At 61.0% G+C, this 22,076-nt stretch carries 18 protein-coding genes; 6 read left to right on the top strand and 12 right to left on the bottom strand.

Annotation, left to right across the window (positions count from 1 at the left end):
- Positions 1-116 precede the first annotated feature (116 nt).
- On the top strand, positions 117-2,048 hold the full coding sequence (locus tag AC3ISG_RS23585) for a RecQ family ATP-dependent DNA helicase (RefSeq protein ID WP_489298086.1): 1,932 nt from the start codon (positions 117-119) through the stop codon (positions 2,046-2,048).
- Positions 2,049-2,102: 54 nt separating this feature from the next.
- Entirely contained in the window at positions 2,103-2,531 is a 429-nt protein-coding gene (locus AC3ISG_RS23580; RefSeq protein ID WP_489298085.1) for an acyl-CoA thioesterase, read from the top strand.
- A 70-nt stretch (positions 2,532-2,601) separates the two neighbouring features.
- On the opposite strand, the gene AC3ISG_RS23575 is transcribed toward AC3ISG_RS23580, so the two are convergent.
- The 4 genes from AC3ISG_RS23575 to AC3ISG_RS23560 form a co-directional block, all read right to left on the bottom strand.
- Entirely contained in the window at positions 2,602-3,063 is a 462-nt protein-coding gene (locus tag AC3ISG_RS23575) for a YMGG-like glycine zipper-containing protein (RefSeq protein ID WP_037016408.1), read from the bottom strand.
- Between the two features lie 579 nt (positions 3,064-3,642).
- Entirely contained in the window at positions 3,643-5,973 is a 2,331-nt protein-coding gene (locus tag AC3ISG_RS23570; RefSeq protein ID WP_163022078.1) for an FdhF/YdeP family oxidoreductase, read from the bottom strand.
- Between the two features lie 2 nt (positions 5,974-5,975).
- A complete protein-coding gene (gene fdhD / locus AC3ISG_RS23565; RefSeq protein WP_489298084.1) occupies positions 5,976-6,815 on the bottom strand; it encodes a formate dehydrogenase accessory sulfurtransferase FdhD in 840 nt (279 codons plus the stop codon).
- Between the two features lie 94 nt (positions 6,816-6,909).
- Positions 6,910-7,797, bottom strand: a complete 888-nt coding sequence (locus tag AC3ISG_RS23560) for a LysR family transcriptional regulator (RefSeq protein ID WP_122534057.1) — start codon at positions 7,795-7,797, stop codon at positions 6,910-6,912.
- A 172-nt stretch (positions 7,798-7,969) separates the two neighbouring features.
- On the opposite strand from AC3ISG_RS23560, the gene lysM reads away from it, so the two are divergent.
- Positions 7,970-8,416 carry a peptidoglycan-binding protein LysM gene (lysM, locus tag AC3ISG_RS23555; protein ID WP_489298083.1) on the top strand — a complete coding sequence of 149 codons (447 nt, stop codon included), beginning with the start codon at positions 7,970-7,972 and terminating at the stop codon, positions 8,414-8,416.
- A 161-nt stretch (positions 8,417-8,577) separates the two neighbouring features.
- On the opposite strand, the gene yrfG is transcribed toward lysM, so the two are convergent.
- Positions 8,578-9,240, bottom strand: coding sequence for a GMP/IMP nucleotidase (gene yrfG, locus AC3ISG_RS23550; protein WP_489298082.1), 663 nt, complete (start codon positions 9,238-9,240; stop codon positions 8,578-8,580).
- A gap of 96 nt (positions 9,241-9,336) precedes the next feature.
- Here yrfG and nudE point away from each other — a divergent pair, with 96 nt between their 5' ends.
- Both nudE and cysQ read left to right on the top strand, forming a co-directional pair.
- On the top strand, positions 9,337-9,903 hold the full coding sequence (gene nudE / locus AC3ISG_RS23545) for an ADP compounds hydrolase NudE (protein WP_122623475.1): 567 nt from the start codon (positions 9,337-9,339) through the stop codon (positions 9,901-9,903).
- Positions 9,900-10,742, top strand: a complete 843-nt coding sequence (gene cysQ / locus AC3ISG_RS23540) for a 3'(2'),5'-bisphosphate nucleotidase CysQ (protein WP_272629521.1) — start codon at positions 9,900-9,902, stop codon at positions 10,740-10,742. The genes nudE and cysQ overlap by 4 nt, the downstream gene beginning before the upstream one ends.
- A 911-nt stretch (positions 10,743-11,653) precedes the next feature.
- On the opposite strand, the gene AC3ISG_RS23535 is transcribed toward cysQ, so the two are convergent.
- From AC3ISG_RS23535 to rfbB, 7 genes are all read right to left on the bottom strand, one after another.
- Entirely contained in the window at positions 11,654-12,127 is a 474-nt protein-coding gene (locus AC3ISG_RS23535) for a YiiD C-terminal domain-containing protein (protein ID WP_489298081.1), read from the bottom strand.
- On the bottom strand, positions 12,114-13,490 hold the full coding sequence (locus AC3ISG_RS23530) for a sigma-54-dependent transcriptional regulator (RefSeq protein WP_122623472.1): 1,377 nt from the start codon (positions 13,488-13,490) through the stop codon (positions 12,114-12,116). The genes AC3ISG_RS23535 and AC3ISG_RS23530 overlap by 14 nt, the downstream gene beginning before the upstream one ends.
- Entirely contained in the window at positions 13,487-15,301 is a 1,815-nt protein-coding gene (locus AC3ISG_RS23525; RefSeq protein ID WP_272629515.1) for a sensor histidine kinase, read from the bottom strand. Before AC3ISG_RS23525 ends, AC3ISG_RS23530 begins: the two co-directional genes overlap by 4 nt.
- 90 nt (positions 15,302-15,391) lie before the next feature.
- A complete protein-coding gene (gene rfbD, locus AC3ISG_RS23520; protein WP_489298080.1) occupies positions 15,392-16,273 on the bottom strand; it encodes a dTDP-4-dehydrorhamnose reductase in 882 nt (293 codons plus the stop codon).
- Positions 16,270-16,815 (bottom strand): dTDP-4-dehydrorhamnose 3,5-epimerase, encoded by a 546-nt coding sequence (gene rfbC / locus AC3ISG_RS23515; protein WP_122534050.1) that lies wholly within the window; start codon positions 16,813-16,815, stop codon positions 16,270-16,272. Before rfbC ends, rfbD begins: the two co-directional genes overlap by 4 nt.
- Positions 16,812-17,687, bottom strand: a complete 876-nt coding sequence (gene rfbA / locus AC3ISG_RS23510) for a glucose-1-phosphate thymidylyltransferase RfbA (protein WP_122534049.1) — start codon at positions 17,685-17,687, stop codon at positions 16,812-16,814. Before rfbA ends, rfbC begins: the two co-directional genes overlap by 4 nt.
- Positions 17,684-18,763 carry a dTDP-glucose 4,6-dehydratase gene (gene rfbB / locus AC3ISG_RS23505; RefSeq protein ID WP_122534048.1) on the bottom strand — a complete coding sequence of 360 codons (1,080 nt, stop codon included), beginning with the start codon at positions 18,761-18,763 and terminating at the stop codon, positions 17,684-17,686. Before rfbB ends, rfbA begins: the two co-directional genes overlap by 4 nt.
- A gap of 279 nt (positions 18,764-19,042) precedes the next feature.
- Between rfbB and AC3ISG_RS23500 the strand changes: the two genes are divergently transcribed.
- On the top strand, positions 19,043-21,961 hold the full coding sequence (locus AC3ISG_RS23500; RefSeq protein ID WP_489298079.1) for an aminotransferase: 2,919 nt from the start codon (positions 19,043-19,045) through the stop codon (positions 21,959-21,961).
- Positions 21,962-22,076: the final 115 nt, after the last annotated feature.

The following is a 22,076-nucleotide window of genomic DNA, read 5'->3' as shown; positions in this document are numbered from 1 at the left end:
GTGTTTGTATCCGGGATGTATCCTGTCCGATATTTCTGTAATGGTTTAGGTGTATTGCGCCCGGACCCACCGCGCTATGGTTCACGCCCTCGCGACGGTCAAAGGAGTGGCAGCACATGCATCAAACCCTTGAGCAGGTTTTCGGTTATCGGCAGTTTCGCGCCGGGCAAGAGGCCGCCATCAGTGCGGTGTTGGCCGGACGCTCCGCCGCAGCGATATTTCCCACAGGTTCCGGTAAATCCCTCTGCTATCAGCTGCCGGCATTGCTACTGCCGCATCTGACGTTGGTGGTATCACCGCTGTTGGCGCTGATTCAGGACCAGTTGGCCTTCCTGCAGCGGCACGGCATTGCGGCGGCGAGTATCGACTCCGCGCAAAGTCGCGACGAGGTCGCCGATGTCATGGCTCGTGCGCGTTCCGGTGAGCTGAAAATCCTGATGATTTCCGTCGAACGCCTGAAAAACGAACGCTTCAGGCATTTCATCACCCAGGTGCCGATTTCCCTGCTGGTTGTAGACGAGGCGCACTGCATCTCCGAGTGGGGCCACAACTTCCGGCCCGATTACCTGAAACTCCCTGACTACCAGCGCGAGTTCAACATCCCCCAGGCGCTGCTACTGACAGCGACTGCGACACCTCAAGTCATCGATGACATGCAGAGCAAGTTCGGCATCGCGCCGGACGATGTGGTGACGACCGGTTTCTACCGGCCAAACCTTACCCTGAGGGTTGAGCCCGTCGCAGGCCGGGACAAGCGCCGGCGGCTGGTGGAGTGGCTCGGCGAACGGGCCGGGCAGCCGAGCATTGTCTACGTCACGTTGCAGAAAACTGCCGAGTTCGTGGCCGCTCATCTGTCGCAGAACGGCATCCAGGCGCACGCCTACCATGCCGGCCTGCCCCACGATAAGCGCGAGTCGATTCAGCGCCAGTTCATGGAGGGGCGGCTCAACTGCATCGTCGCCACGATCGCTTTCGGGATGGGCATCGACAAGAGTGACATCCGCAACGTCGTCCATTTCGACTTGCCCAAATCCATCGAGAACTACAGCCAGGAAATCGGTCGTGCAGGCCGGGATGGGGCGACGTCGGAGTGTCTGGTGCTGGCCAATCGCGACAGCCTGAACGTGCTGGAGAACTTCGTTTACGGCGACACGCCGGAGCAGGAAGGCATTCGACTGGTGCTGGAAGATCTGCAAGGCGCGCGCAACGACAGTCAATGGGAGTTTCTGCTGGCGCCCTTGTCGGACCTCAGCAACATCCGCCAACTGCCCCTCAAGACGCTGCTGGTGCAGTTGGAACTGCGCGGGATCATCGCGCCGCGTTATTCGTATTTCGCGGAGTACCGCTTCAAGTACCTGATCGAGCCGCAGGTGCTGGTGCAGCGGTTTCAAGGCGAACGACGCGAATTCGTGCAGGCGCTGACCGAGACATCAAGCCGGGCGCGGACGTGGGCAACCGTCAACTTCGACGCGATGTATCAGCAGTATCAGGCCGAGCGCGGGCGCGTGGTGACGGCGCTGGATTTCTTTCAGGAGAAGGGCTGGATCGAGCTTGAAAGCAAGCAGATGACCGAGGTCTACAGCCTGATCGCCGCCGGCTTCGACGCACAGGCGCTGAGCGAGGAGTTGCATGACTACTTCGTCCATCATGAAAAGACCGAAGTCGCGCGCATCCACGCGATGCTCGAGCTGTTCGCCAGCGAGCAGTGCCTTAGTCATCGTCTCGCTCAATATTTTGGCGACGACCGTGCGCCCGAGCGCTGTGGTCATTGTTCGGTGTGCGAGGGGCATGTGGCCGTACTCCCCGAGCCGCCAGCCTTGACGCCTTTGGTAGAGCAGGACTTCGCGGACCTGTGCAGTGAGTTCGTCGGCAAGCACCTTGAGATCCGTGGGCATGAACCGGGCGCGGAGTGCCTGACGCGGTTCCTCTGCGGGATCAGCGTGCCGATGTTTACCCGGCTCAAGGCCCGTAATATCGGCGGATTTGCGGCGCTGGAGGCCTATCCGTATGCGGAGGTGCGTCAGTGGATTCAGCGCCAGATTCAATAGTGGTCACGAACCTCATGAACGAAGAAACAAGACAGACACACCGGAGGGATCCCCATGAATGACACCCCGCAGCGCGCCGACTATCGCCACTTCCAGCCGATCGTGACGCGCTGGCACGACAACGATGTGTACGGCCATATCAATAACGTCACGTACTACAGCTTTTTTGACAGCGCGGTGAATACCTATCTGATCGAACAGGGCGGGCTGGATATTCATGACGGTGAAACAGTGGGATTCGTGGTGAGTTCGTCGTGCGATTACTTTGCGTCGATCGCCTATCCCGAGCTGATCGAGGTCGGGCTGCGGGTCGGCAAGCTGGGCAACAGTTCGGTGCAATACGAATTGGCAGTATTCAAGACGGGAGAGGAGGAGGCGCGGGCAGCAGGCCGCTTCGTGCATGTGTTTGTGGATCGGGCGTCCAATCATCCAGTGCCGATCCCGGCAGGGTTGCGGCAGGCGCTTGAGCGATTGGTGGCCTGAACATAAAACCGGCCGCGTTATCGGCGGCCGGCGTTTATCGGGTCAGATGCGCGAGAGGAACTCGACGGCATCAGTCACGATGGTGCTTGCGATGACCATACGCGTGGCCGCGACCATGTTTGTAGTCGCGGCGATCGCCACGGTAGCCACGGCCTCGGTCGTCGTCACGGCGGCTTTCGTCGCCCATGTAGTTACCAAGTGCGCCGCCCGCGCCGCCGCCTGCTGCTGCGCCGATCAAACTGCCGGTGCTACCACCGACGCTGCGACCGATCACGTTACCGCCAGCGGCACCCAGGCCGCCGCCGATTGCGGCTTCGGTACGGTTCCGGCGGTTGGCGCCCACTGCGCCACCGGCCGCACCGCCAAGGCCGGCACCAATTGCCGAACCTGTGCTGCCGCCGACCTGTTGGCCAACGACGGAGCCGAGTACCCCACCCAATGCGCCGCCCACGCCGGCCGTCACGTTATCGCCTGCTGAGGCAAAACCGCTGACCAGTGAGAACGACAACAACAGAATCGAGGAATACTTCATATATGGATGCTCATAGGGATGACGCCGCGATCCTGCGATCATGAAGAAAATGTCACAATCGAATTCCGACGAATAGCACGACCTGTATACAAAACCCTAACTTATTGTTTTGGCTCGGGAACCTAAGTCAGGTTGGTGAGTCATACGCTACTTGATAAGGCCCGAATCTCGCGATTCGGGCCTTTTTTGTGCTTGCAGGAAGGGTGAGCTTTTCTTGCGACGAGGCCGGTACATCCGCTAACTATCCAGCGGTTGTTAGATCCCTTTCGCGAGCAAGCTCGCTCCCACATGGGCAGCAGTCGACTTGATATTCGGCCAGGCCGATGGACCTGTGGGAGTGAGCTTGCTCAAGAATGCGCCGGAACATTCAGCCAGTTTCTCTAGAGACTGGAAGCAGGCCTTAGCGAGCAAGCTCGCCCCCACGTGCGCAGCGGTCGACTTGATATTTGGCTAGGCCGCTGAACCTGTGGGAGTGAGCTTGCTCACGAATGGGCCGGAACATTCAGCCGATTTCTCTAGAGACTGAAAGCATGTCTATGTGGGCCATCTCGCCCACATAGACATGCTTTGCTACGCAGATCAGATAATCCGAGCTGTTTCCGCGTGGCGCTCAAGCTTGATCGCGACGAACTTGGACGTTGGGGTACTGCTGCCGTCGCCGACGCTTTCCAGCGGTACCAGCGGGTTCACTTCCGGGTAATACGCAGCGGCCTGGCCGGCCGGGATGTCAAACGGCAGCAGGGTGAAGCCCTTCACGCGCCGGGTGATGTCATCGCCCCAGATCGACACGATGTCGACTTTCTGACCCGGTACGAAGCCCAGCCGAATGATGTCGGCCTCGTTCACGAACATCACGTCACGCTGACCTTTCACGCCGCGATAACGGTCGTCCAGGCCATAGATGGTGGTGTTGTACTGATCGTGCGAACGCATGGACTGCATGATCAGGTCCGGCACGATGCCTGTCCCGCGCACGCTTTCATGCACCAGATCGCTCGGCAATACGTTCGGCTTGAAGTTGGCCCGCGCACTTGGCGTGTTCCAGCGACGGGAGCCTGCGGCGTTGCCCAGATAGAAACCACCCGGGTTCTTGATCTTCTCGTTGAAGTTCTGGAACGACGGAATGGTGTCGGCGATCAGGTCGCGAATGCGGCTGTAGTCCGCCACCAACCACAGCCAGTCTACCGGCTGCTTGCCCAGCGTTGCGTTGGCGATGCCTGCCAGGATCGCAGGCTCGGAACGCATCTGCGCTGACAGCGGCTTGAGCTGGCCGTTGGACGCATGAACCATGCTGAAAGAGTCTTCAACGGTCACCGCTTGCGGGCCTTCGGCCTGGATGTCGATGTCGGTACGGCCGAAGCACGGCAGAATCAGCGCCTCCTTGCCATGGGCCAGGTGGCTGCGGTTGAGCTTGGTGCTGATCTGCACGGTCAGGTCGCAGTTGCTCAGGGCTTCGAAGGTGCGCGGGCTGTCCGGGGTTGCCTGGGCGAAGTTACCGCCCAGACCAATAAAGACCTTCGCGCGGCCTTCCAGCATCGCGTGAATCGCTTCAACGACGTTATGGCCGTTTTCACGCGGCACCTTGAACTGGAAACGTTTCTCCAGCGCATCGAGGAAGAACGCCGGTGGACGCTCGTTGATGCCCATCGTGCGGTCGCCCTGCACGTTGCTGTGACCGCGCACCGGACACAGGCCAGCGCCGGGCCGGCCGATGTTGCCGCGCAGCAGCATCAGGTTGGAAACTTCCTGGATGGTCGGCACCGAATGGCGGTGCTGAGTGATGCCCATCGCCCAGCACATGATCACGTTCTTGCCTTTGGCGTACATGCGCGCGGCGAGTTCGATGTCAGTCAGTGGCAGCCCCGACTGCTCGACGATGAATTCCCACGAGGTGTCGTCGATGGCGGCCAGGTATTCCAGCACGCCGTTGGTGTGTTCGTTGAGGAAGGTGTGATCGAACACCGACGGCTCGTTGCTCGCCTGGGCTTCACGCTCCCACTGCAGCAGGAACTTGGCCATGCCGCGCAGCAGGGCCATGTCGCCGCCCAGTGCCGGACGGAAATACGCCGTGTTGGTCGGCTCCGAACCGTTGCTGAGCATTTCCAGCGGATGCTGCGGGTGCTGAAAACGCTCCAGACCGCGCTCTTTCAGCGGGTTGACGCACACCACTTGGGCGCCACGTTTAACCGCTTCACGCAGCGGTTCCAGCATGCGCGGGTGGTTAGTGCCCGGGTTCTGGCCGAGGACGAAAATCGCGTCCGCGTGTTCGAAGTCTTCGAACGTCACTGTGCCTTTGCCGACGCCCACGCTTTGCGACAACGCAACGCCGCTGGCTTCGTGGCACATGTTCGAACAGTCAGGGAAGTTGTTGGTGCCGTAGGCACGCACGAACAGCTGATACAGATACGCCGCTTCATTGCTGGCACGGCCCGAGGTGTAGAACTCGGCCATGTTCGGGCTTGGCAAGCTGTTCAAGTGCTTGGCGATCAGGGCGAAGGCGTCGTCCCAGGCGATCGGCTTGTAGCGATCGGTTTGAGCGTCGTAGACCATCGGTTCGGTCAGACGGCCCTGGTATTCCAGCCAGTAATCACTTTGTTCGAGCAGCGAGCTGACGCTGTAACGAGCGAAGAAGGACGGGTCGACGCGGCGCTTGGTCGCTTCCCAGTTCACTGCCTTGGCGCCGTTCTCGCAGAACTTGACCATGCCGCTTTCCGGCGAATCGCCCCACGCGCAGCCCGGGCAGTCGAAGCCGCCGTTCTGGTTGGTCTTGAGCATCGTGCGGATGTTCTTCAGGGCGTTGTCGCTGGTCAGCCAGAAGTGGGCGACGCTGATCAATGCGCCCCATCCGCCGGCCGGCCCTTTGTAGGGCTTGTAGCGAGGGGTCGATACTTTGTCGGCTTCTTTATGCATGCTCACGCTTGATTCTCCAACGCAGGACTGTAAACCCGCGGCGCACTGTGTTTAGGCAGATGAATGAGGTTGAGGTTGTGGCGGCGAGCCCATTGCAGCGCCAGCCCGGTGGGCGATGACAGGCTGACCAGGGTCTGAATGCCGGCACGTAATACTTTTTGAATGAGTTCGAGGCTGCAGCGGCTGGTGACGATGGCCAGACCGCCCGTGGTTGGGATGTCCTGGCGAATCAGCGCGCCGATCAGCTTGTCCAAAGCGTTATGTCGGCCGATGTCTTCACGACCTAAGAGAATTTCGCCGCGAGCGTCCATGAACATCGCTGCATGGACGGCGCCGCAGTGTTCACCCAACGGCTGAAATTGGCCCATACGTTCGCGCAGGCCTTTCAGCCATTCGGCGGGGGGAAGGGGCGCGCCGGGCAGCACGTTGAGCTCGGGCAACGCCTGCTCCACGGCTTCGACGCCACACAGGCCGCAGCCGCTAGTGCCGGCCATTTGCCGTCGCTGGGTCTTCAGATTCCAGAACGCGCGGCTGGCGATTTCCACTTCTGCGGTCTGCGCAGAGCCGCAGCCACCGAGCTTGATGTCGTAGATCTCATCCGGTGATTCGATGAGCCCACTGCCGATGCTGAAGCCGACGATAAAGTCTTCCAGATCGCTGGGCGTGACCAACATGACTGCCTGGCTGATGCCGTTATAGGCGATCGCCAACGCGACTTCCTCGGCGAGCACATTGGGCTCGCTGACGTCGTGTTCGAGGTTCGAATAGCTGTAGGACTGGCTTGCGGCGGGCGCGGGCAGTTGTTGTGCGGGCGCCGTGATATCCATGTGCTTGGCGTGCATCGGGAGTGACCGGCAGATTGATTAGGCTTAAGCCTAGGCCTCTGGTCGGATAACGTCTAATTGCTAGTACTGATGCGCCGATAGATGACGTCGATCAAGATGCTTCCATCATTGTGTGGTACAGCGCCAGGCAAGCTTCAGCCAATGCCGAACGTGGCGCGGAGCGTCGCATGATCAAGCCAAGCCGGGCGAGGGTTTGCGCGTCTTCGATGGGCTGCAAACGCAGATGCTCAGTGAGGTATTCAAGGCCGCCGTGCAGCGGCATGATCGCGCAGCAGAAACCGCCATGAACCGCTTGCAGCAGTTGATGGACGGCATCGGTCTGGATGATCGGCTGCGGATGAAGGCCGCGGCTGTGGAAGTTGTGATCGATGGACTGCCGAAAGTGCATGCCGCTGGTGAGCATGCCCAAGGGCAGTTCGGTCAGGCTTTCCCAGCTTGAAGTGGCTTCGGCAAAGCTGAAATAACGCTGGTCGTACATCACGCCCATACGGGTTTCGGCCAGTTGCAGTGAGTCAAACCGTTCGGTATCCAGCCGGTCCAGATACGAAACCCCGAGGTCCAGGCGGTTACTGGCGAGTTGGTCGAGGATCTGCTCGGAGCTCAGGGATGAAAGCTCGAAGCGCATGTTCGGGTGCAGGGAGTGCAAACGTTGCAGCAAGGGCAATGGATCAAAATTGGAGAGCGGCACCACGCCCAGCCGTAATGTGCCGACCAGATGCCCGCGACAGGCGGCTGCTTCAGCCTGCAAACCGTCGTACGCCGCCAGCACGGTGCGCGCCCACGCCAGAACGCGTTCGCCCGGCGCAGTGAAACCTTCGAAGCGCTGGCCGCGATTGACCAGTGGCAGGTCCAGCTCTTCCTCAAGGCTGCGCAGACGCATCGACAGTGTCGGTTGCGTGATGTGGCAGCGCGCAGCGGCCTGCCCGAAGTGACGGGTTTCGTCGAGGGCGATCAGAAATTTCAGCTGTTTAATATCCATCTTCACTCCAGAAGGCACAGGCTGGCCCGGCGAAGTCTATCGCGACCGAACGTCGAATGGCTTGAAACCTTGGGGCGCGGCATCGGGTCGGAGTTTTGTCGGGCAATGTCAGCGGATTAGATGTTGCGCGGGGAAACCACAACGACATCACAACGACACCAAGGAGAAACCCATGAGTCTGTTCAGTTTTGTGAAGGAAGCCGGCGAGAAGCTTATCGACCTGCTCACCCCGGGAAACGCCAATGCCAGTGATGAGCTGAAAAAGCACATCGAGTCTGTTGGCTTGGGCAATCCCAATGTTCACGCAACGGTCGAAGGTGACAAGATCACTTTGACGGGCGAAGTCGCCAGTCAGGAAGAGAAAGAGAAGGTCGTGCTGGCTGCCGGCAACATTTCCGGCGTGGGTAGCGTCGATGATCAACTGACTATCGCCGCCGGCGCACCTGCCGTAGTTGCCGCGACGTTCGTCACTGTCCAGAAGGGCGATACGCTGAGCGCTATTTCGCTGCGCGTTTATCACGATGCCAACAAGTACCAGAAAATCTTCGACGCCAACAAGCCGATGCTGAAGGACGTCAACAAGATCTATCCGGGTCAGGTTCTGCGTATTCCTGAGTAAGCCTGTTGTATTGACCGTACTGCCCTCCGTAACTGTATTGGGCGTGCGGTGATTATTCGTAGCAGCACGCTTGCCCGCGAAAAATCGTACATCCGGTTGATCTGCATCGGGGGTACGAATCCTTCGCGGGCAAGCGTGCTTCTACAGCTGTTTTGTGGTGCTTATAAGCCCTGAATCAACGACCGATAGTCTTCAACCGCTTCGAATTCTTCCGTGTCTTTAGGCCCTTTGCGACTGTCCGGCTCACGTACCGCCAGCAGATGACCAATGCCGTATCGGCCCGCGCTGCGCAAGATCGGCAAGGTGTCGTCAATGAACAGACTGCGCGCAGGATCGAACTTGATGTCGTTTTGCAGCGCGTCCCAAAACTGCGGGTTTTCCTTGGGGTAGCCGTAGTCATGGGAGCTGATCAGACGCTCGAAGTAGGGTGCCAACTCCAGTCTTTCCATCTTCAGCGACAGCGAGTCCCGGTGCGCGTTGGTAATCATGATCACCCGTTTTCCGGCCTGCTTGATGGCGGCCAGAAACGTCTCGGCGTCAGGGCGCAAGGCGATGAGGTGAGCGATTTCAACTTTCAGGTCCTTCACCGGCAGGTTCAGCTCGGTGCTCCAGAAGTCGGTGCAGTACCAGTTGAGGGTGCCGGCGTTTTTTTCGAAGAGCGGCATCAGCTCCATTTGCGCCATCGCCAGACTGACCCCGTGCACTTCGGCATAGCGCTTGGGCAGATGCTCCAGCCAGAAGTGATTGTCGAAATGCAGGTCGAGCAGCGTGCCGTCCATATCCAGCAGAACGGTGTCGATATCGCGCCAGGGCAAGGAAGGCATACAGGTCTCTCGGCGTTGAATGAGTCGCGTGGGTTTGCGGCGAAGACATCCGCAAAAGCCACGGTATAGTAACCCGTCTACGCCAAGGAGCTCGTCATGCAGCAGAAACCTACCGTCCTCTCTCGCGAAATCGTCGCGAGCAGCCGTCTGTTCCGCGTTGAAGAAGTGCAATTGCGCTTCTCCAACGGCGTCGAGCGTACCTACGAGCGGCTGGTCGGCAGCGGCAGTGGCTACGGCGCGGTGATGATCGTAGCCATGCTCGATGCAGATCACGCCGTACTCGTCGAGGAGTACTGCGGCGGCACTGACCAATACGAGCTTTCGCTGCCCAAAGGCTTGATCGAACCAGGCGAAGACGTGTTGGCCGCCGCCAATCGCGAGCTCAAGGAAGAGGCCGGTTATGGCGCGCGGACCTTGGTGCACCTGACCGAACTCTCTCTTTCGCCGGGCTACATGAGCCAGAAAATTCAGGTCGTGCTGGCCACCGATTTGTATGAAGAAACGCTGCCCGGCGATGAGCCTGAGCCAATGCGTGTGGACAAGGTCAATTTGCGCGAGCTTTCCAGTCTGGTGCAGAACCCGCAGTTCACTGAGGGGCGCGCGCTGGCTGCGTTGTACCTTGCCCGCGACCTGCTGGCCGAGCGTGGGGATTTCCTGCCATGAACCCGACATTTTCCCAATTGCCACACCCGCTGCTTGCGCCCGTGATCGAGCTTTGCCGCCAGGCTGGAGAAGTTACTCTGCCGTTCTGGCGCTCCGGCGTGGACGTCACGGTCAAGTCGGACGACTCGCCTGTCACCGCCGCCGACCTGGCCGCCCATGAGCTGCTGGTGGCGGGCCTCAAGGCGCTGGATCCGAGCATTCATATCCTCTCCGAAGAGGACGCCAACATCCCGTTGAGCGAACGCAGCCAGTGGCAACGCTGGTGGCTGGTGGACCCGCTGGATGGCACCAAGGAATTTATCGCCGGCAGCGAAGAGTTCACCGTCAACGTGGCGCTGATCGAGAACGGTCGTGTGGTATTTGGCGTGGTATCGATGCCGACCAATAACCGCTGCTATTTCGGTGGCGCCGGTCTGGGCGCGTGGCGCAGTGACGATGCGCAGCATCTGGCGCCGATCAGCGTGCGCAACGAGCCGGGCGCGGGAGAAGCGTTCACCGTGGTCGCCAGCCGTCGTCACTCCAGCCCCGAGCAACAGAGGTTGCTCGCCGGGTTATCGGAAGTAGTGGGTGAGCTTGAGCTGACGAATATCGGCAGCTCGCTGAAGTTTTGCCTGCTCGCCGAAGGGGCTGCCGACTGCTACCCGCGTCTGGCGCCGACTTCTCAGTGGGACACCGCTGCTGCCCAAGGCGTGGTGGAAGGCGCCGGCGGCGTGGTGTTGAACCTGGACGGCACGACCTTCGAGTACCCGGCACGGGAGACACTGCTCAATTCGTTCTTTCTGGCGTTGCCGGGGGAAGCAACGTGGCGCGACGCGTTGCTGGCGTTGGCGCGGACTTGAGCTCACATCAGGGCTGGTAAATCTCCAGCGGCTGGAATGCCGCTTTCGTGAGCAAGCTCACTCCTACAGGGGCTGTGTCGGCTGCGAGAAAGCGCGGTGTCAGAGGACGCCGCAAATATATTTGCCAACGGTGATTTGTGGGAGCGAGCTTGCTCGCGAACAGGTCGGTATATCCACGCAATTTTCAGCGGCTGGAATGCTGTCTTTGTGAGCAAGCTCACTCCACAAGGGGCTGTGTCGGCTGCGAGAAAGCGCGGTGTCAGAGGACGCCGCAAATATATTGGCCAACGGTGATTTGTGGGAGCGAGCTTGCTCGCGAACAGGTCGGTATATCCACGCAGTTTTCAGCGGCTGGAATGCTGTCTTTGTGAGCAAGCTCACCCCCACAGGGGCTGTGTCGGCTGCAACAAAGCGCGGTGTCAGAGGACGCCGCAAATATATTGGCCAACGGTGATTTGTGGGAGCGAGCTTGCTCGCGAACAGGTTGGTATATCCACGCAATTTTCAGCGGCTGGAATGCTGTCTTTTTGAGCAAGCTCACTCCACAAGGGGATGTGTCTGCTGCAACAAAGCGCGGTGTCAGAAGACACCGGAAATATATTTGCCAACGGTGATTTGTAGGAGCGAGCTTGCTCGCGAACAGGTCGGTATATCCACGCAGTTTTCAGCGGCTGGAATGCCGTCTTCGTGAGCAAGCTCACTCCCATAGGGGCTGTGTAGGCTGCGAGAAAGCGCGGTGTCAGAGGACGCCGCAAATATATTTGCCAACGGTGATTTGTGGGAGCGAGCTTGCTCGCGAATAGGTTGGTATATCCACGCAATTTTCAGCGGCTGGAATGCCGTCTTCGTGAGCAAGGTGGAGCGCCACCCCGGTCACTCCCACATAGGCAAGGCGTGTCGGGCAGCTTTGTTCAGCGATGCAGCACGAACTGCCCGACGAATTCCACGGCCGTGTCTTGTGATCCTTCCACCACGATGCGGGTGTGCAGCGTCAGCCTTGCACGGCCGCGGCGTTGGTAGAGCTTCAGAAATTTCTCCCAGCTTGCTTCATCCGGTGCGTCGCAAACTGCGACGCCATCGCGGGTGACCGGCAGGGGATAGCTGATCTGACCGTCCTGAATCACGATGTGCCCGTCATCGATCCCGGCTTCTTTGAGCCGCAAATACAGCCAGCCCCAGCCCACCAGCACCGCGCCGCAATACAGGCTGCCGCCGAATAGGGTGTTCTTGTGATTGACGTTGGGCGCCAATGGCAGGTGCAGACGCAGTTGATGGTCTCGCCAGCCCAGCACCTTGATGCCCATCTCCCGGGTGAGGGGAATGTCCCGGTGCAGCACCGCTTCCAGGTCTCTAGCGGACACGCGTCGCGGGTCAGTCATTATCATCGGACCCCGCGCCGTTGAAGGTCAGCCCATGCTTGCGCAGTTTGTCGTGCAGGGTTTTGCGGGGCAGCCCCAAGGCTTCGGCAAGGCTGCGGACCGAGCTGTGCGGGCGGGTCAGTTCGGCGGCGATCAACGCCCGCTCGAACGCCTCGACCTGCTCGCTCAGCCCGCCGTTGGATGCCACCAGATCCGGCTGCGCGGCGCCTTCCAGTTCCAGCTCAAGCCCCAAGGCGAAACGCTCGGCGGCGTTCTGCAGTTCACGCACGTTGCCCGGCCAGGTGTGGCGCAGCAGCAGCGCGCGATGTCCCGGCTGCAATTCATGGCGGGGCAGACCGTGGCGCAAACTGGCGGTATCGGCGAAATGCTGGAACAGCACTAGCGCATCTTCGCCACGCTCCCGCAGCGGCGGAATGCGCAACGGCGCGACGTTGAGGCGGTAATACAAGTCGGCCCGGAAACGGCCCTGATCCGCCGCCTGGCGCAGGTCTTCTTTAGTCGCCGCGATCACCCGGATGTCCAGCGGGATCTGCTGATTCCCGCCCAGGCGCTCGACCACGCGCTCTTGCAGCAAGCGCAGCAGCTTGACCTGAACGTCCATGCTCATGCTTTCGATTTCATCCAGAAACAGCGTGCCACCGTTGGCGAATTCGAACTTGCCGATGCGACGCTTTTGCGCGCCGGTGAACGCCCCCGACTCATGGCCGAACAGCTCGCTCTCGACCACCGACTCGGCCAGCGCCCCCGCGTTGATCGCCACAAACGGACCGTTACGGCGGTTGGACAAGTCATGCAGCGCGCGGGCGACCACCTCTTTGCCGGCGCCGGTTTCGCCAAGAATCAACACGTCAGCTTTGGTCGCGGCCAGCGCGCCGATCTGATCGCGCAGGCGCTGAATGGGTGCGGACAATCCCACCAGTCGCGTACTCAGTTGCTGACGATCGCTGAGCTCAAGCCGCAGGCTGCGGTTGTCCAGCACCAGCCGGCGTAGTGCCAAGGCGCGACGCACGCTGTCGAGCAGAGCGTCGCTGGCGAACGGTTTTTCCAGAAAATCGTAGGCGCCCGCCCTCATGGCCTGAACCGCCAGCGGGACATCGCCGTGACCGGTGATCAGCAACACCGGCAACTCCGGATCCTGGGCATGCAGCTGATTGAGCAATTCGAGGCCGTCGATGCCCGGCATGCGGATGTCACTGACGATCACCCCCGGCCAGTCACGCTCGATGCGCGCTTGCAGGCCTTTGGCGTCGCTCAGCGGCAGGATTTTCAGGCCGGCGAGGTCGAGCGTCTGGCTCAGGGCCTGACGCAGGTGCGGGTCGTCGTCGATCAGCACCACCTGAATCTGGCTGTCGATGGCGTCGGTGCTCATGCAGATAAGTCCTCAGACGGTTGAAGGTTGACGCCCGAGGCGCCGGTGCGCATCCGCAACGTCAGCAGCGCGCCGCCTTCCGGGTGATTGGCGAACAGCAGCTCGCCGCCCAGTGCGCGCATCAACGTATCGCAGATCGCCAAGCCCAAACCGAGGCCCTGGGTGCGCGTCTTGGTGGTGAAAAACGGCTCGCGCGCGTGCTCCAGCGCTTCTTTGGAAAAACCCGGGCCGTTGTCACGGATGAACAGATTGACACCCTCGGCGTTGTACTCGGCGCTGATCCACAATTTGCGCGGAGGGCCTTTCTCGGTCAGTGCGTCCAGCGCGTTCGCCAGCAGATTGCCCAGCACCTGACGCAGGCGCGTCTCGCCGGCCTGCACCCACAAGGTCGCGGCGGGCAGGTCGCGGATCAGCTCCACTTCCATCGCGCGCCGACGCTTGGCGAGCAGGGCCAACGCATCGTCAAGCGCCGGTTGCAACGCCACGCTTTCGGGTGCATGCCGGTCGCGGCGGGCGAAGGCGCGCAGGTGCGCAATGATCGACGCCATGCGCCCGGTGAGTTCGCTGATCAGCTTGAGGTTGCCGCGGGCGTCTTCGGTACGCTGGTGATCGAGCAGCACTTCGGCGTTCTCGGCGTAGCTGCGAATCGCCGCCAGCGGCTGGTTGAGTTCGTGGCTGATGCTCGCCGACATCGTGCCCAGCGCAGACAGCTTGCCGGCCTGAACCAGTTCGTCCTGGGCGCGAAACAGCTCTTGCTGCGCCTGCTCGCGCTCAAGGACTTCCTGGCGAAGTCGCTGATTGACGCCTTCCAGATCACAGGTCCGCTCGGCGACTCGCACTTCCAGCTCACGGCGCGCCTTGGCCTCGAAGTTGATGCGATCCAGATAATGACGTCGTCGCTGCATCATCAGACCCAGCAGCAACATCAGCACCAGCAACGCCGCACCGCCAATGGCCACGACCGTTCGCACCGGTCTCGACACAAGCACCTTGGGCGCAAGGATATTGACGCTCCAGCCAGTCTCGTCGATCTGCTGCGTCTGGGTCAGCCAGCCGGTTCCATCCAGCTGCAGCGGGCGCGGGTCGCGGGTCGGGTAGGGCTGGATGGCGACGATGGCCTGCTTTTCCTCCTCGCTGAGCGGCCGGGTCGCGCGGAAACGCCAGTTGGGATTGGAGGTGAGGATCACGACGCCGTTGTGGTCGGTGACAAGCAACTGCTCCGGCGTTTTGCCCCACAGCGTTTCGGTGAGGTCCAGGTCGACTTTGACCACCAGCACGCCAATCACAGCGTCGCCATCGCGCACCGCTGCGGCGAAGAAATAGCCGCGTTTGGCCGACGTTGTGCCCAGGCCGAAAAAGCGGCCGAGGTTGCCGGCCATGGCGTTGCTGAAGTACGGACGAAACGCGAAGTTGCGCCCGACGAAGCTGTCACGCTTGTCCCAGTTCGACGCAGCGAGGGTGTCGCCATTGGGCGCCATCAGGTAAATCACCTCGGCGCCAGTCTGCCTGGCGGTGTTCATCAGCAGCAGGTTCGCCTGGGCCTGGGCGTGCTGGTCCTGCGGATTCGCCAGCGTGGCGCGCAGGCCGGGCAGGTCGCCAAGAATCTGCGGCAGGACTTCATAGCGGTGCAAGGTGCCGAGCAGGTTGGCGACGTAAAGGTCGAGCGTCTGGCGATTCTGGCTCAGCAGCTCATTGCGGTAATAGTGTTCGGCCAGGCGTTCGAGCGGCCACAACAGCGGGGCGAGGATCAGCGCCAGCAGGGCAAGGCTGCGCCAGCGAGGACGGCGGGGAAGGGCGTTAGTGCTGATCATGGAATCGCCGGTGGGGTTCGTTGCGATGCGGGGCGGCTGCGGATGTATCAGTGCTCCGCAGCCGCTCAACATCGAGTCGGCCCATTATGCCTACCGCTGCTGCGCTAAGCACTCCAGCAGCGCATCGTGCCAGTCGGGCTGGCTGACGCCCCATTGGCGCTGCAACAGGCTGCAATCCAGACGCGAATTGAGCGGGCGTGCAGCCGGGGTCGGATAAGCGCTGGACGCAATCGGTTCCAGCGCCGCGCAGGGCTTGCCGGTGTTGATCAATTGCTGACCAATTGCTTCAGCGAACCCGAACCACGACGTCTCGCCGCTGGCCGTCAGGTGATAAACACCCCAGGCGCCCGGCGCGCCGTCACGCCAGCGCTCAATCAGCGCGCCGGTGCTGGCGGCGATGGTGCCGGCCCAGGTGGGTGCGCCAATCTGGTCGGCAACGATCGACAACTTCTCTCGCTCTTGCAGCAAGCGCTGCATGGTCAGCAGGAAGTTGCGCCCGGTCAGGGAATAAACCCAGCTCGTGCGCAAAATCAGGTGCTGCCCGCCCGCTGCGGCGATCGCGCGTTCGCCAGCCAACTTGCTGTTGCCGTAAACGCCCAGCGGATTGGGCGTGTCTGCCTCGACCCACGGCCCAGCCTTGCTGCCGTCGAACACGTAATCGGTGGAATAGTGAATCAGCGGAACGCCTAAGGCAGCGGCTTCTTCAGCGAACACACCAGGGGAGGTCGCGTTGATGGCGAAGGCCAGGTCCGGCTCGCTTTCGGCCTGATCCACCGCTGTGTGTGCGGCAGCGTTGATGATCAGGTCAGGCTTGATGTCGCGAACCACCGGGCGGATGGATTCCGGCTGGCTCAAATCAAGCTGATCACGGCCCAGCACAATCAGCTCGCCCATGCTCTGCAGGTGTTGCTGCAGCGCTTGGGACACCTGGCCATGTTGCCCGCTGATCAGAATCCGCAGCGGCGCACTCACGGGAACAGATCCGCTTCTTTCAGGGTCTTGCCGAGCTGATCTTTGGCCGACAGTCGAGGTGCTTCGTTCAGGCCCCAGTCGATGTTCAGCTCCGGATCGTCCCAGCGAATGCAGCGCTCGGCCGACGGCGTGTAGTAGTCGGTGGTCTTGTAGAGGAATTCGGCGTAGTCGCTCAGCACCACGAAGCCGTGGGCGAAACCTTTGGGAATCCACAGCTGACGAGCGTTCTCGGCCGACAGCTCCAGACCGAACCACTGGCCGAACTGCGGCGAGCTGCGACGGATGTCGACGGCGATGTCCAGCACGCTGCCAGCGGTCACGCGCACCAGTTTCCCCTGAGGATTTTCAATCTGGTAATGCAGCCCGCGCAGGACGCCTTTTTGCGAGCGCGAGTGATTGTCCTGGACGAACTGATCAGCTACGCCGGTGGCCTCGGCAAAGGCCCGGGCGTTGAAGCTTTCGTAGAAGAAGCCACGCTCATCGCCGAACACTTTGGGTTCGATGATGAGGACTTCAGGCAACTTGCTGGCAACCACTTTCACTGACTTTCCCCTGCGATCTTGAACAGGTACTGACCGTAGCCGGTCTTGCCGAAATATTCAGCCCGATTCAACAGGTGGGCGCGGTCAATCCAGCCATTCTGATAGGCGATCTCTTCCAGACACGCGACTTTCAGGCCTTGACGGTGCTCAATGGTCTGCACGTATTGCGACGCGTCCAGCAGGCTGTCATGAGTGCCTGTGTCGAGCCAGGCGAAACCGCGGCCTAAACGTTCAACGCGCAAGTCGCCGCGCTTGAGGTAAGCGTTGTTGACGTCGGTGATCTCCAGCTCGCCGCGCGGGGACGGCTTGACGTCCTTGGCGATCTGGATGACCTCGTTGTCGTAGAAATACAGACCGGTCACGGCGTAGCTGGATTTAGGCGCCTTGGGCTTCTCTTCGATGGACAGCGCGTGGCCGTGCTCATCGAAATCGATCACGCCAAAACGCTCCGGATCCTTGACCCAGTAGCCGAACACAGTCGCGCCGGAGGTGTTGTCCGCCGCACGCTTGAGCTGTTCGCTGAAGTGCTGACCATGGAAGATGTTGTCGCCGAGAATCAGGCATACCGAGTCATCGCCGATGAACTCTTCGCCAAGCAGGAATGCCTGCGCGAGGCCGTCCGGCTTGGGCTGCTCCTTGTAATGAAAGCGCACGCCGAACTGACTGCCGTCACCCAGCAGCGCCCGGTATTGCGGCAGGTCCAGCGGCGTCGAGATGACCAGGATGTCCTTGATCCCGGCCAGCATCAGCACCGAGATCGGGTAGTAGATCATCGGTTTGTCGTAGATCGGCAACAGCTGTTTGGAGACCCCGAGGGTAATCGGGTGCAGGCGTGTGCCCGAGCCGCCCGCCAGTACAATTCCTTTAGTCATGCAATCAGTTCCTTTACGTTGGTGCCCAGGCGTTCGCCCTGATAACTGCCATCCTGCACGTTGCGGCACCATTCAAGGTTGTCGAGATACCACTGCACGGTTTTGCGCAGACCGGATTCGAATGTCTCCTCCGGCGTCCAGCCCAGTTCGCGCTCGATTTTGCTGGCGTCGATGGCGTAGCGCATGTCATGGCCAGGGCGGTCAGTCACGTAGGTGATCAGGTCCGCGTAGTTGGCCACGCCTTTGCGCTGTTCCGGCGCCAGTTCTTCGAGCAGCGCGCAGATGCCGCGCACGACGTCGATGTTCTTTTGTTCGTTGTGGCCGCCGATGTTGTAGGTCTCGCCGACCTGGCCCTCGGTCACCACTTTGAGCAGTGCGCGGGCGTGATCCTCGACAAACAGCCAGTCACGCACCTGCAAGCCATTGCCGTACACCGGCAGCGGCTTCCCGGCCAGGGCGTTGAGGATCACCAGCGGGATGAGTTTCTCGGGGAAATGGAACGGGCCGTAGTTGTTCGAGCAGTTGGTGACGACCACCGGCAGCCCGTAGGTGCGTTGCCAGGCGCGAACCAGATGGTCCGATGCCGCTTTGCTGGCCGAATACGGCGAGCTTGGCGCGTAGGGCGTGGTTTCAGTGAACAGGTCGTCCACGCCATGCAGGTCGCCATACACCTCATCGGTGGAAATGTGGTGAAAGCGGAAGGCGGCGCGCTCGTCTTCAGGCAAGGTCAGCCAGTAGCTGCGGGTCGCTTCCAGCAGGCTGTAGGTGCCGACGATGTTGGTCTGGATGAACTCCGACGGGCCGTCAATCGAACGGTCGACGTGGGATTCTGCCGCCAGGTGCATGATCGCGTCAGGCTTGAAGCGCGCGAGGACTTTGCTTACCGCAGCCTGGTCAACGATGTCTTCTTGCACGAACTCATACCGAGTGTTGTTCGCAATGCCCTGCAGCGATTCAAGATTCCCGGCGTAGGTCAGCTTGTCGAAATTGAGGACGTCGTGATCGGTGTTGTTGATCAGATGACGGATCAGCGCAGAGCCGATGAAGCCGGCGCCACCGGTAACAAGTATTCGCATGGATAAACCTTCTTCCCTGGAAAGATGTAAGACGATGGAGCATAGCTTGTGGGCCCTTGCTCACTGGCGCAAGGCGCAATCCGCCGACAGGCGATGATATTAATTGATGGCCCATCGCGATTAGCGCCATAAAACCGCCGTACGTGTTTCATGACCTTAACGCTTTGCCTATCTGTCGGTCTTTTAACGCATTTCTTTATTGGCTATGGCGCGGGGTTGATTAACCGCCGCGCAACTGGCGATAGTATTTGGGCGCCTCTATCTTTCAGGACTTTCTTCATGTCGCTTGACACCTTGATTCGCCGCTCCAGCCTGCCATGCCCGGATGTCGGTGCCGCGCAGGCCGCCGAATGGTTGGCGACGTATTACGGACTGTCGGGGGCGTTGAAAGAATTGGGTAGCCATCAAGACCGAAACTTCCTGCTGGACTGCGGTGACGGGCGACGTTTCGTTCTGAAGATCTGTCACGGAGATTACTCAACCTCCGAACTTGCCGCGCAGCATGCGGCGCTGCGGCATTTGAGCCGCGAGTCGCCGGTGCGCGTCCCGGCGGTGATGCCGACGTTGAACGGTGAGGACCTGTTGACCGTTGATCACAACGGCAACGCCGTGCACTTTCGCGTTCTGGAGTTTATCAACGGACAATCACTCGCCCACGTTGCGCACCTGAACCGGCACATTGTGACTGGGCTGGCGCAGCTCTGCGCCCGTGTCGACGTGGCGCTGGCGGGGTTCGAGCACGCCGGCCTTGATCGTGTTTTGCAATGGGACCCTCGCCACGCCTTTGCGTTGATCGAGCACTTGCTCCCGGTCATTCCCGACGCCGACAAGCGCGCCTGTATCGCCGAGGCCGCCGAGCAGGCCCAGGCCTATTTGCTGCCGCTGGTGGCGTCGCTGCCGGTGCAGGCGATCCACATGGACATCACTGAGTACAACGTGGTCTGGGCTCGAGATGCCCATCGCCAGTGGCAGCTTCAAGGCCTGATCGACTTTGGTGACCTGATCCGTACATGGCGCATCGCCGATCTTTCGGTGACCTGCGCCGCGCTGCTGCACCACGCCGAGGGCGATCCGTTTTTTATCCTGCCCGCCGTTCAGGCTTACCACCTTATTAATCCCCTTCAGACTGAGGAGCTGCTGGCGCTGTGGCCGTTGATCGTCGCGCGCTCGGCCGTGCTGGTCTTGGGCAGCGAGCAACAGGCGAGCATCGAGCCGGAAAACACCTACATCCAGGCCAATCTGGCGAGCGAGTGGAACATCTTCGACGTCGCCACTTCCGTGCCGATTGCGCTGATGGAAGCGGCGATTCTCGACGCAGTAGGTGAATGGGAAACGGACGAAGAGCCCGAGCCGTTTTCGCCGCTGTTGCCGAACTTGAGCGGGCAGGGTTTTAGGCTCGTGGACCTGGGTGTGCTCAGCGAGCACTTTGTGGCCGGCAACTGGGAACAGAGCGGCATCGACGAGCAACTATTAAGAGAGGCTGCGCAAGCTCACGGGCTGGCCGCCAGCCGCTACGGTGAATATCGGCTATCGCGCACGTTGCCGGACAGCGCAAAGGAGCCGGATACCTTCGCGTTGCATACCGAACTGCACATCCCCCACGGCACCGTTGTTCATGCGCCGTTTGCCGGAATACTGCGCCACACCGCTGACGGCGCCTTGCAGCTGGTTGGCGCCGAGGTGAGCCTGCGTCTGTGGGGGGTACGTTCTGATTTTGATTCCGGCGTCGAGTTCGGCGCGGGGGACGTGATCGGTCAGGGCGGCGGCGCGTTGATCGTGCAGCTGTGTTCGGAGCCTGACGTGAGCCCGCCGTTGTTCACCACCCCGTCGCGGGCTCCCGCCTGGCGTTCGCTGTGCCCGTCACCCAAAGGGCTCCTGGGTTTCGATTGCGATGCGCCGGCGTTGGCCGATTCCGCCGCGCTGCTCGCCCGTCGCGACGCCAGCTTCGCCCGCTCTCAAAAGCATTATTACCAGGCCCCGCCGCAGATCGAGCGCGGCTGGCGCAACCACCTGATTGACCTGCAGGGCCGGTCCTATCTGGACATGCTCAACAACGTCGCGGTGCTTGGTCATGGCCATCCGCGCATGGCCGAGGTTGCGTCGCGGCAGTGGTCGCTGCTCAACACCAACTCACGCTTTCATTACGCAGCGATCGCCGAGTTTTCCGAGCGGCTGCTGAAGCTGGCGCCCGCCGGCATGGACCGTGTATTTCTGGTGAACAGCGGCACCGAGGCGAATGATCTGGCGATTCGTCTGGCCTGGGCCTACAGCGGCGGCCGCGATGTCTTGAGCGTGCTGGAGGCTTATCACGGCTGGTCGGTGGCCACCGATGCGATTTCGACATCCATCGCCGACAACCCGCAAGCCCTGAGCACGCGTCCCGACTGGGTGCACCCGGTGGTGGCGCCCAATACCTATCGCGGTGAGTTTCGTGGCGCGGACACTGCGCCGTTCTACTTGCGCAGCGTTGACGCGCATTTGAGCGCGCTAAAGGAGCAGGGGCGGCAAGTGGCGGGCTTCATCTGCGAGCCGGTGTACGGCAATGCCGGCGGAATCTCCCTGCCGCCGGGTTATCTGCAGCAGGTCTACGCCAGGGTCCGTGATCAGGGCGGCGTGTGCATCGCCGATGAAGTGCAGGTGGGTTATGGCCGGCTGGGCCAGTTCTTCTGGGGCTTCGAAGAGCAGGGCGTGGTGCCGGACATCATCACAATGGCCAAAGGCATGGGCAACGGCCATCCCCTCGGCGCCGTCATCACCCGCCGCGAGATCGCTGAGGCGCTGGAAGCCGAGGGCTATTTCTTTTCGTCGTCAGGCGGCAGTCCGGTGAGTTGCCGCATCGGCATGGCGGTGCTCGACGTCATGGAAGAAGAAAAGCTTTGGGAGAACGCCCGCGTGGTGGGCGGCTATTTCAAGGAACGCCTGCTCACGCTGATCGACAAACACCCGTTGGCCGGGGCTGTCCACGGCTCGGGGTTCTATCTGGGACTTGAGCTGGTTCGCGACCGTGAGACGCTGGAACCCGCAACCGAGGAAACGGCCTACTTGTGCGATCGTCTTCGTGAGCTGGGGATCTTCATGCAGCCTACGGGGGATTATCTGAACATCCTCAAGATCAAGCCGCCGATGGTGACCAGCCGCCGGAGCGTGGACTTCTTCGTCGACAGTGTGTCGAAGGTGCTGGGTGAGCTGGAGAGCTGAGCTGACTCCTACCCGTCGAGCATAGATCGATATATATCGGTGTTGGCTGCCCGGTTGTGCGCCGAAAGCTCGATTAGTGTTTTTAAATCCGATTTTTATCGTCTATAACGTCTTC

The sequence above is a fragment of the Pseudomonas sp. GL_135 genome (assembly GCF_057834665.1).
This window is presented reverse-complemented; position numbering and strand designations above follow the sequence as displayed.

Excerpts from the sequence above, each read along its gene's own strand:
- AC3ISG_RS23580 (WP_489298085.1), top strand. The coding sequence starts at position 2,103 with ATGAATGACACCCCGCAGCGCGCCGACTATCGCCACTTCCAGCCGATC.
- rfbA (WP_122534049.1), bottom strand. The coding sequence starts at position 17,687 with ATGACTAAAGGAATTGTACTGGCGGGCGGCTCGGGCACACGCCTGCAC.
- AC3ISG_RS23535 (WP_489298081.1), bottom strand. The coding sequence starts at position 12,127 with ATGATAATGACTGACCCGCGACGCGTGTCCGCTAGAGACCTGGAAGCG.
- AC3ISG_RS23500 (WP_489298079.1), top strand. The coding sequence starts at position 19,043 with ATGTCGCTTGACACCTTGATTCGCCGCTCCAGCCTGCCATGCCCGGAT.
- AC3ISG_RS23530 (WP_122623472.1), bottom strand. The coding sequence starts at position 13,490 with ATGAGCACCGACGCCATCGACAGCCAGATTCAGGTGGTGCTGATCGAC.
- cysQ (WP_272629521.1), top strand. The coding sequence starts at position 9,900 with ATGAACCCGACATTTTCCCAATTGCCACACCCGCTGCTTGCGCCCGTG.
- AC3ISG_RS23560 (WP_122534057.1), bottom strand. The coding sequence starts at position 7,797 with ATGGATATTAAACAGCTGAAATTTCTGATCGCCCTCGACGAAACCCGT.
- AC3ISG_RS23525 (WP_272629515.1), bottom strand. The coding sequence starts at position 15,301 with ATGATCAGCACTAACGCCCTTCCCCGCCGTCCTCGCTGGCGCAGCCTT.
- lysM (WP_489298083.1), top strand. The coding sequence starts at position 7,970 with ATGAGTCTGTTCAGTTTTGTGAAGGAAGCCGGCGAGAAGCTTATCGAC.
- nudE (WP_122623475.1), top strand. The coding sequence starts at position 9,337 with ATGCAGCAGAAACCTACCGTCCTCTCTCGCGAAATCGTCGCGAGCAGC.
- AC3ISG_RS23575 (WP_037016408.1), bottom strand. The coding sequence starts at position 3,063 with ATGAAGTATTCCTCGATTCTGTTGTTGTCGTTCTCACTGGTCAGCGGT.
- AC3ISG_RS23570 (WP_163022078.1), bottom strand. The coding sequence starts at position 5,973 with ATGCATAAAGAAGCCGACAAAGTATCGACCCCTCGCTACAAGCCCTAC.
- yrfG (WP_489298082.1), bottom strand. The coding sequence starts at position 9,240 with ATGCCTTCCTTGCCCTGGCGCGATATCGACACCGTTCTGCTGGATATG.
- rfbB (WP_122534048.1), bottom strand. The coding sequence starts at position 18,763 with ATGCGAATACTTGTTACCGGTGGCGCCGGCTTCATCGGCTCTGCGCTG.
- fdhD (WP_489298084.1), bottom strand. The coding sequence starts at position 6,815 with ATGCACGCCAAGCACATGGATATCACGGCGCCCGCACAACAACTGCCC.
- AC3ISG_RS23585 (WP_489298086.1), top strand. The coding sequence starts at position 117 with ATGCATCAAACCCTTGAGCAGGTTTTCGGTTATCGGCAGTTTCGCGCC.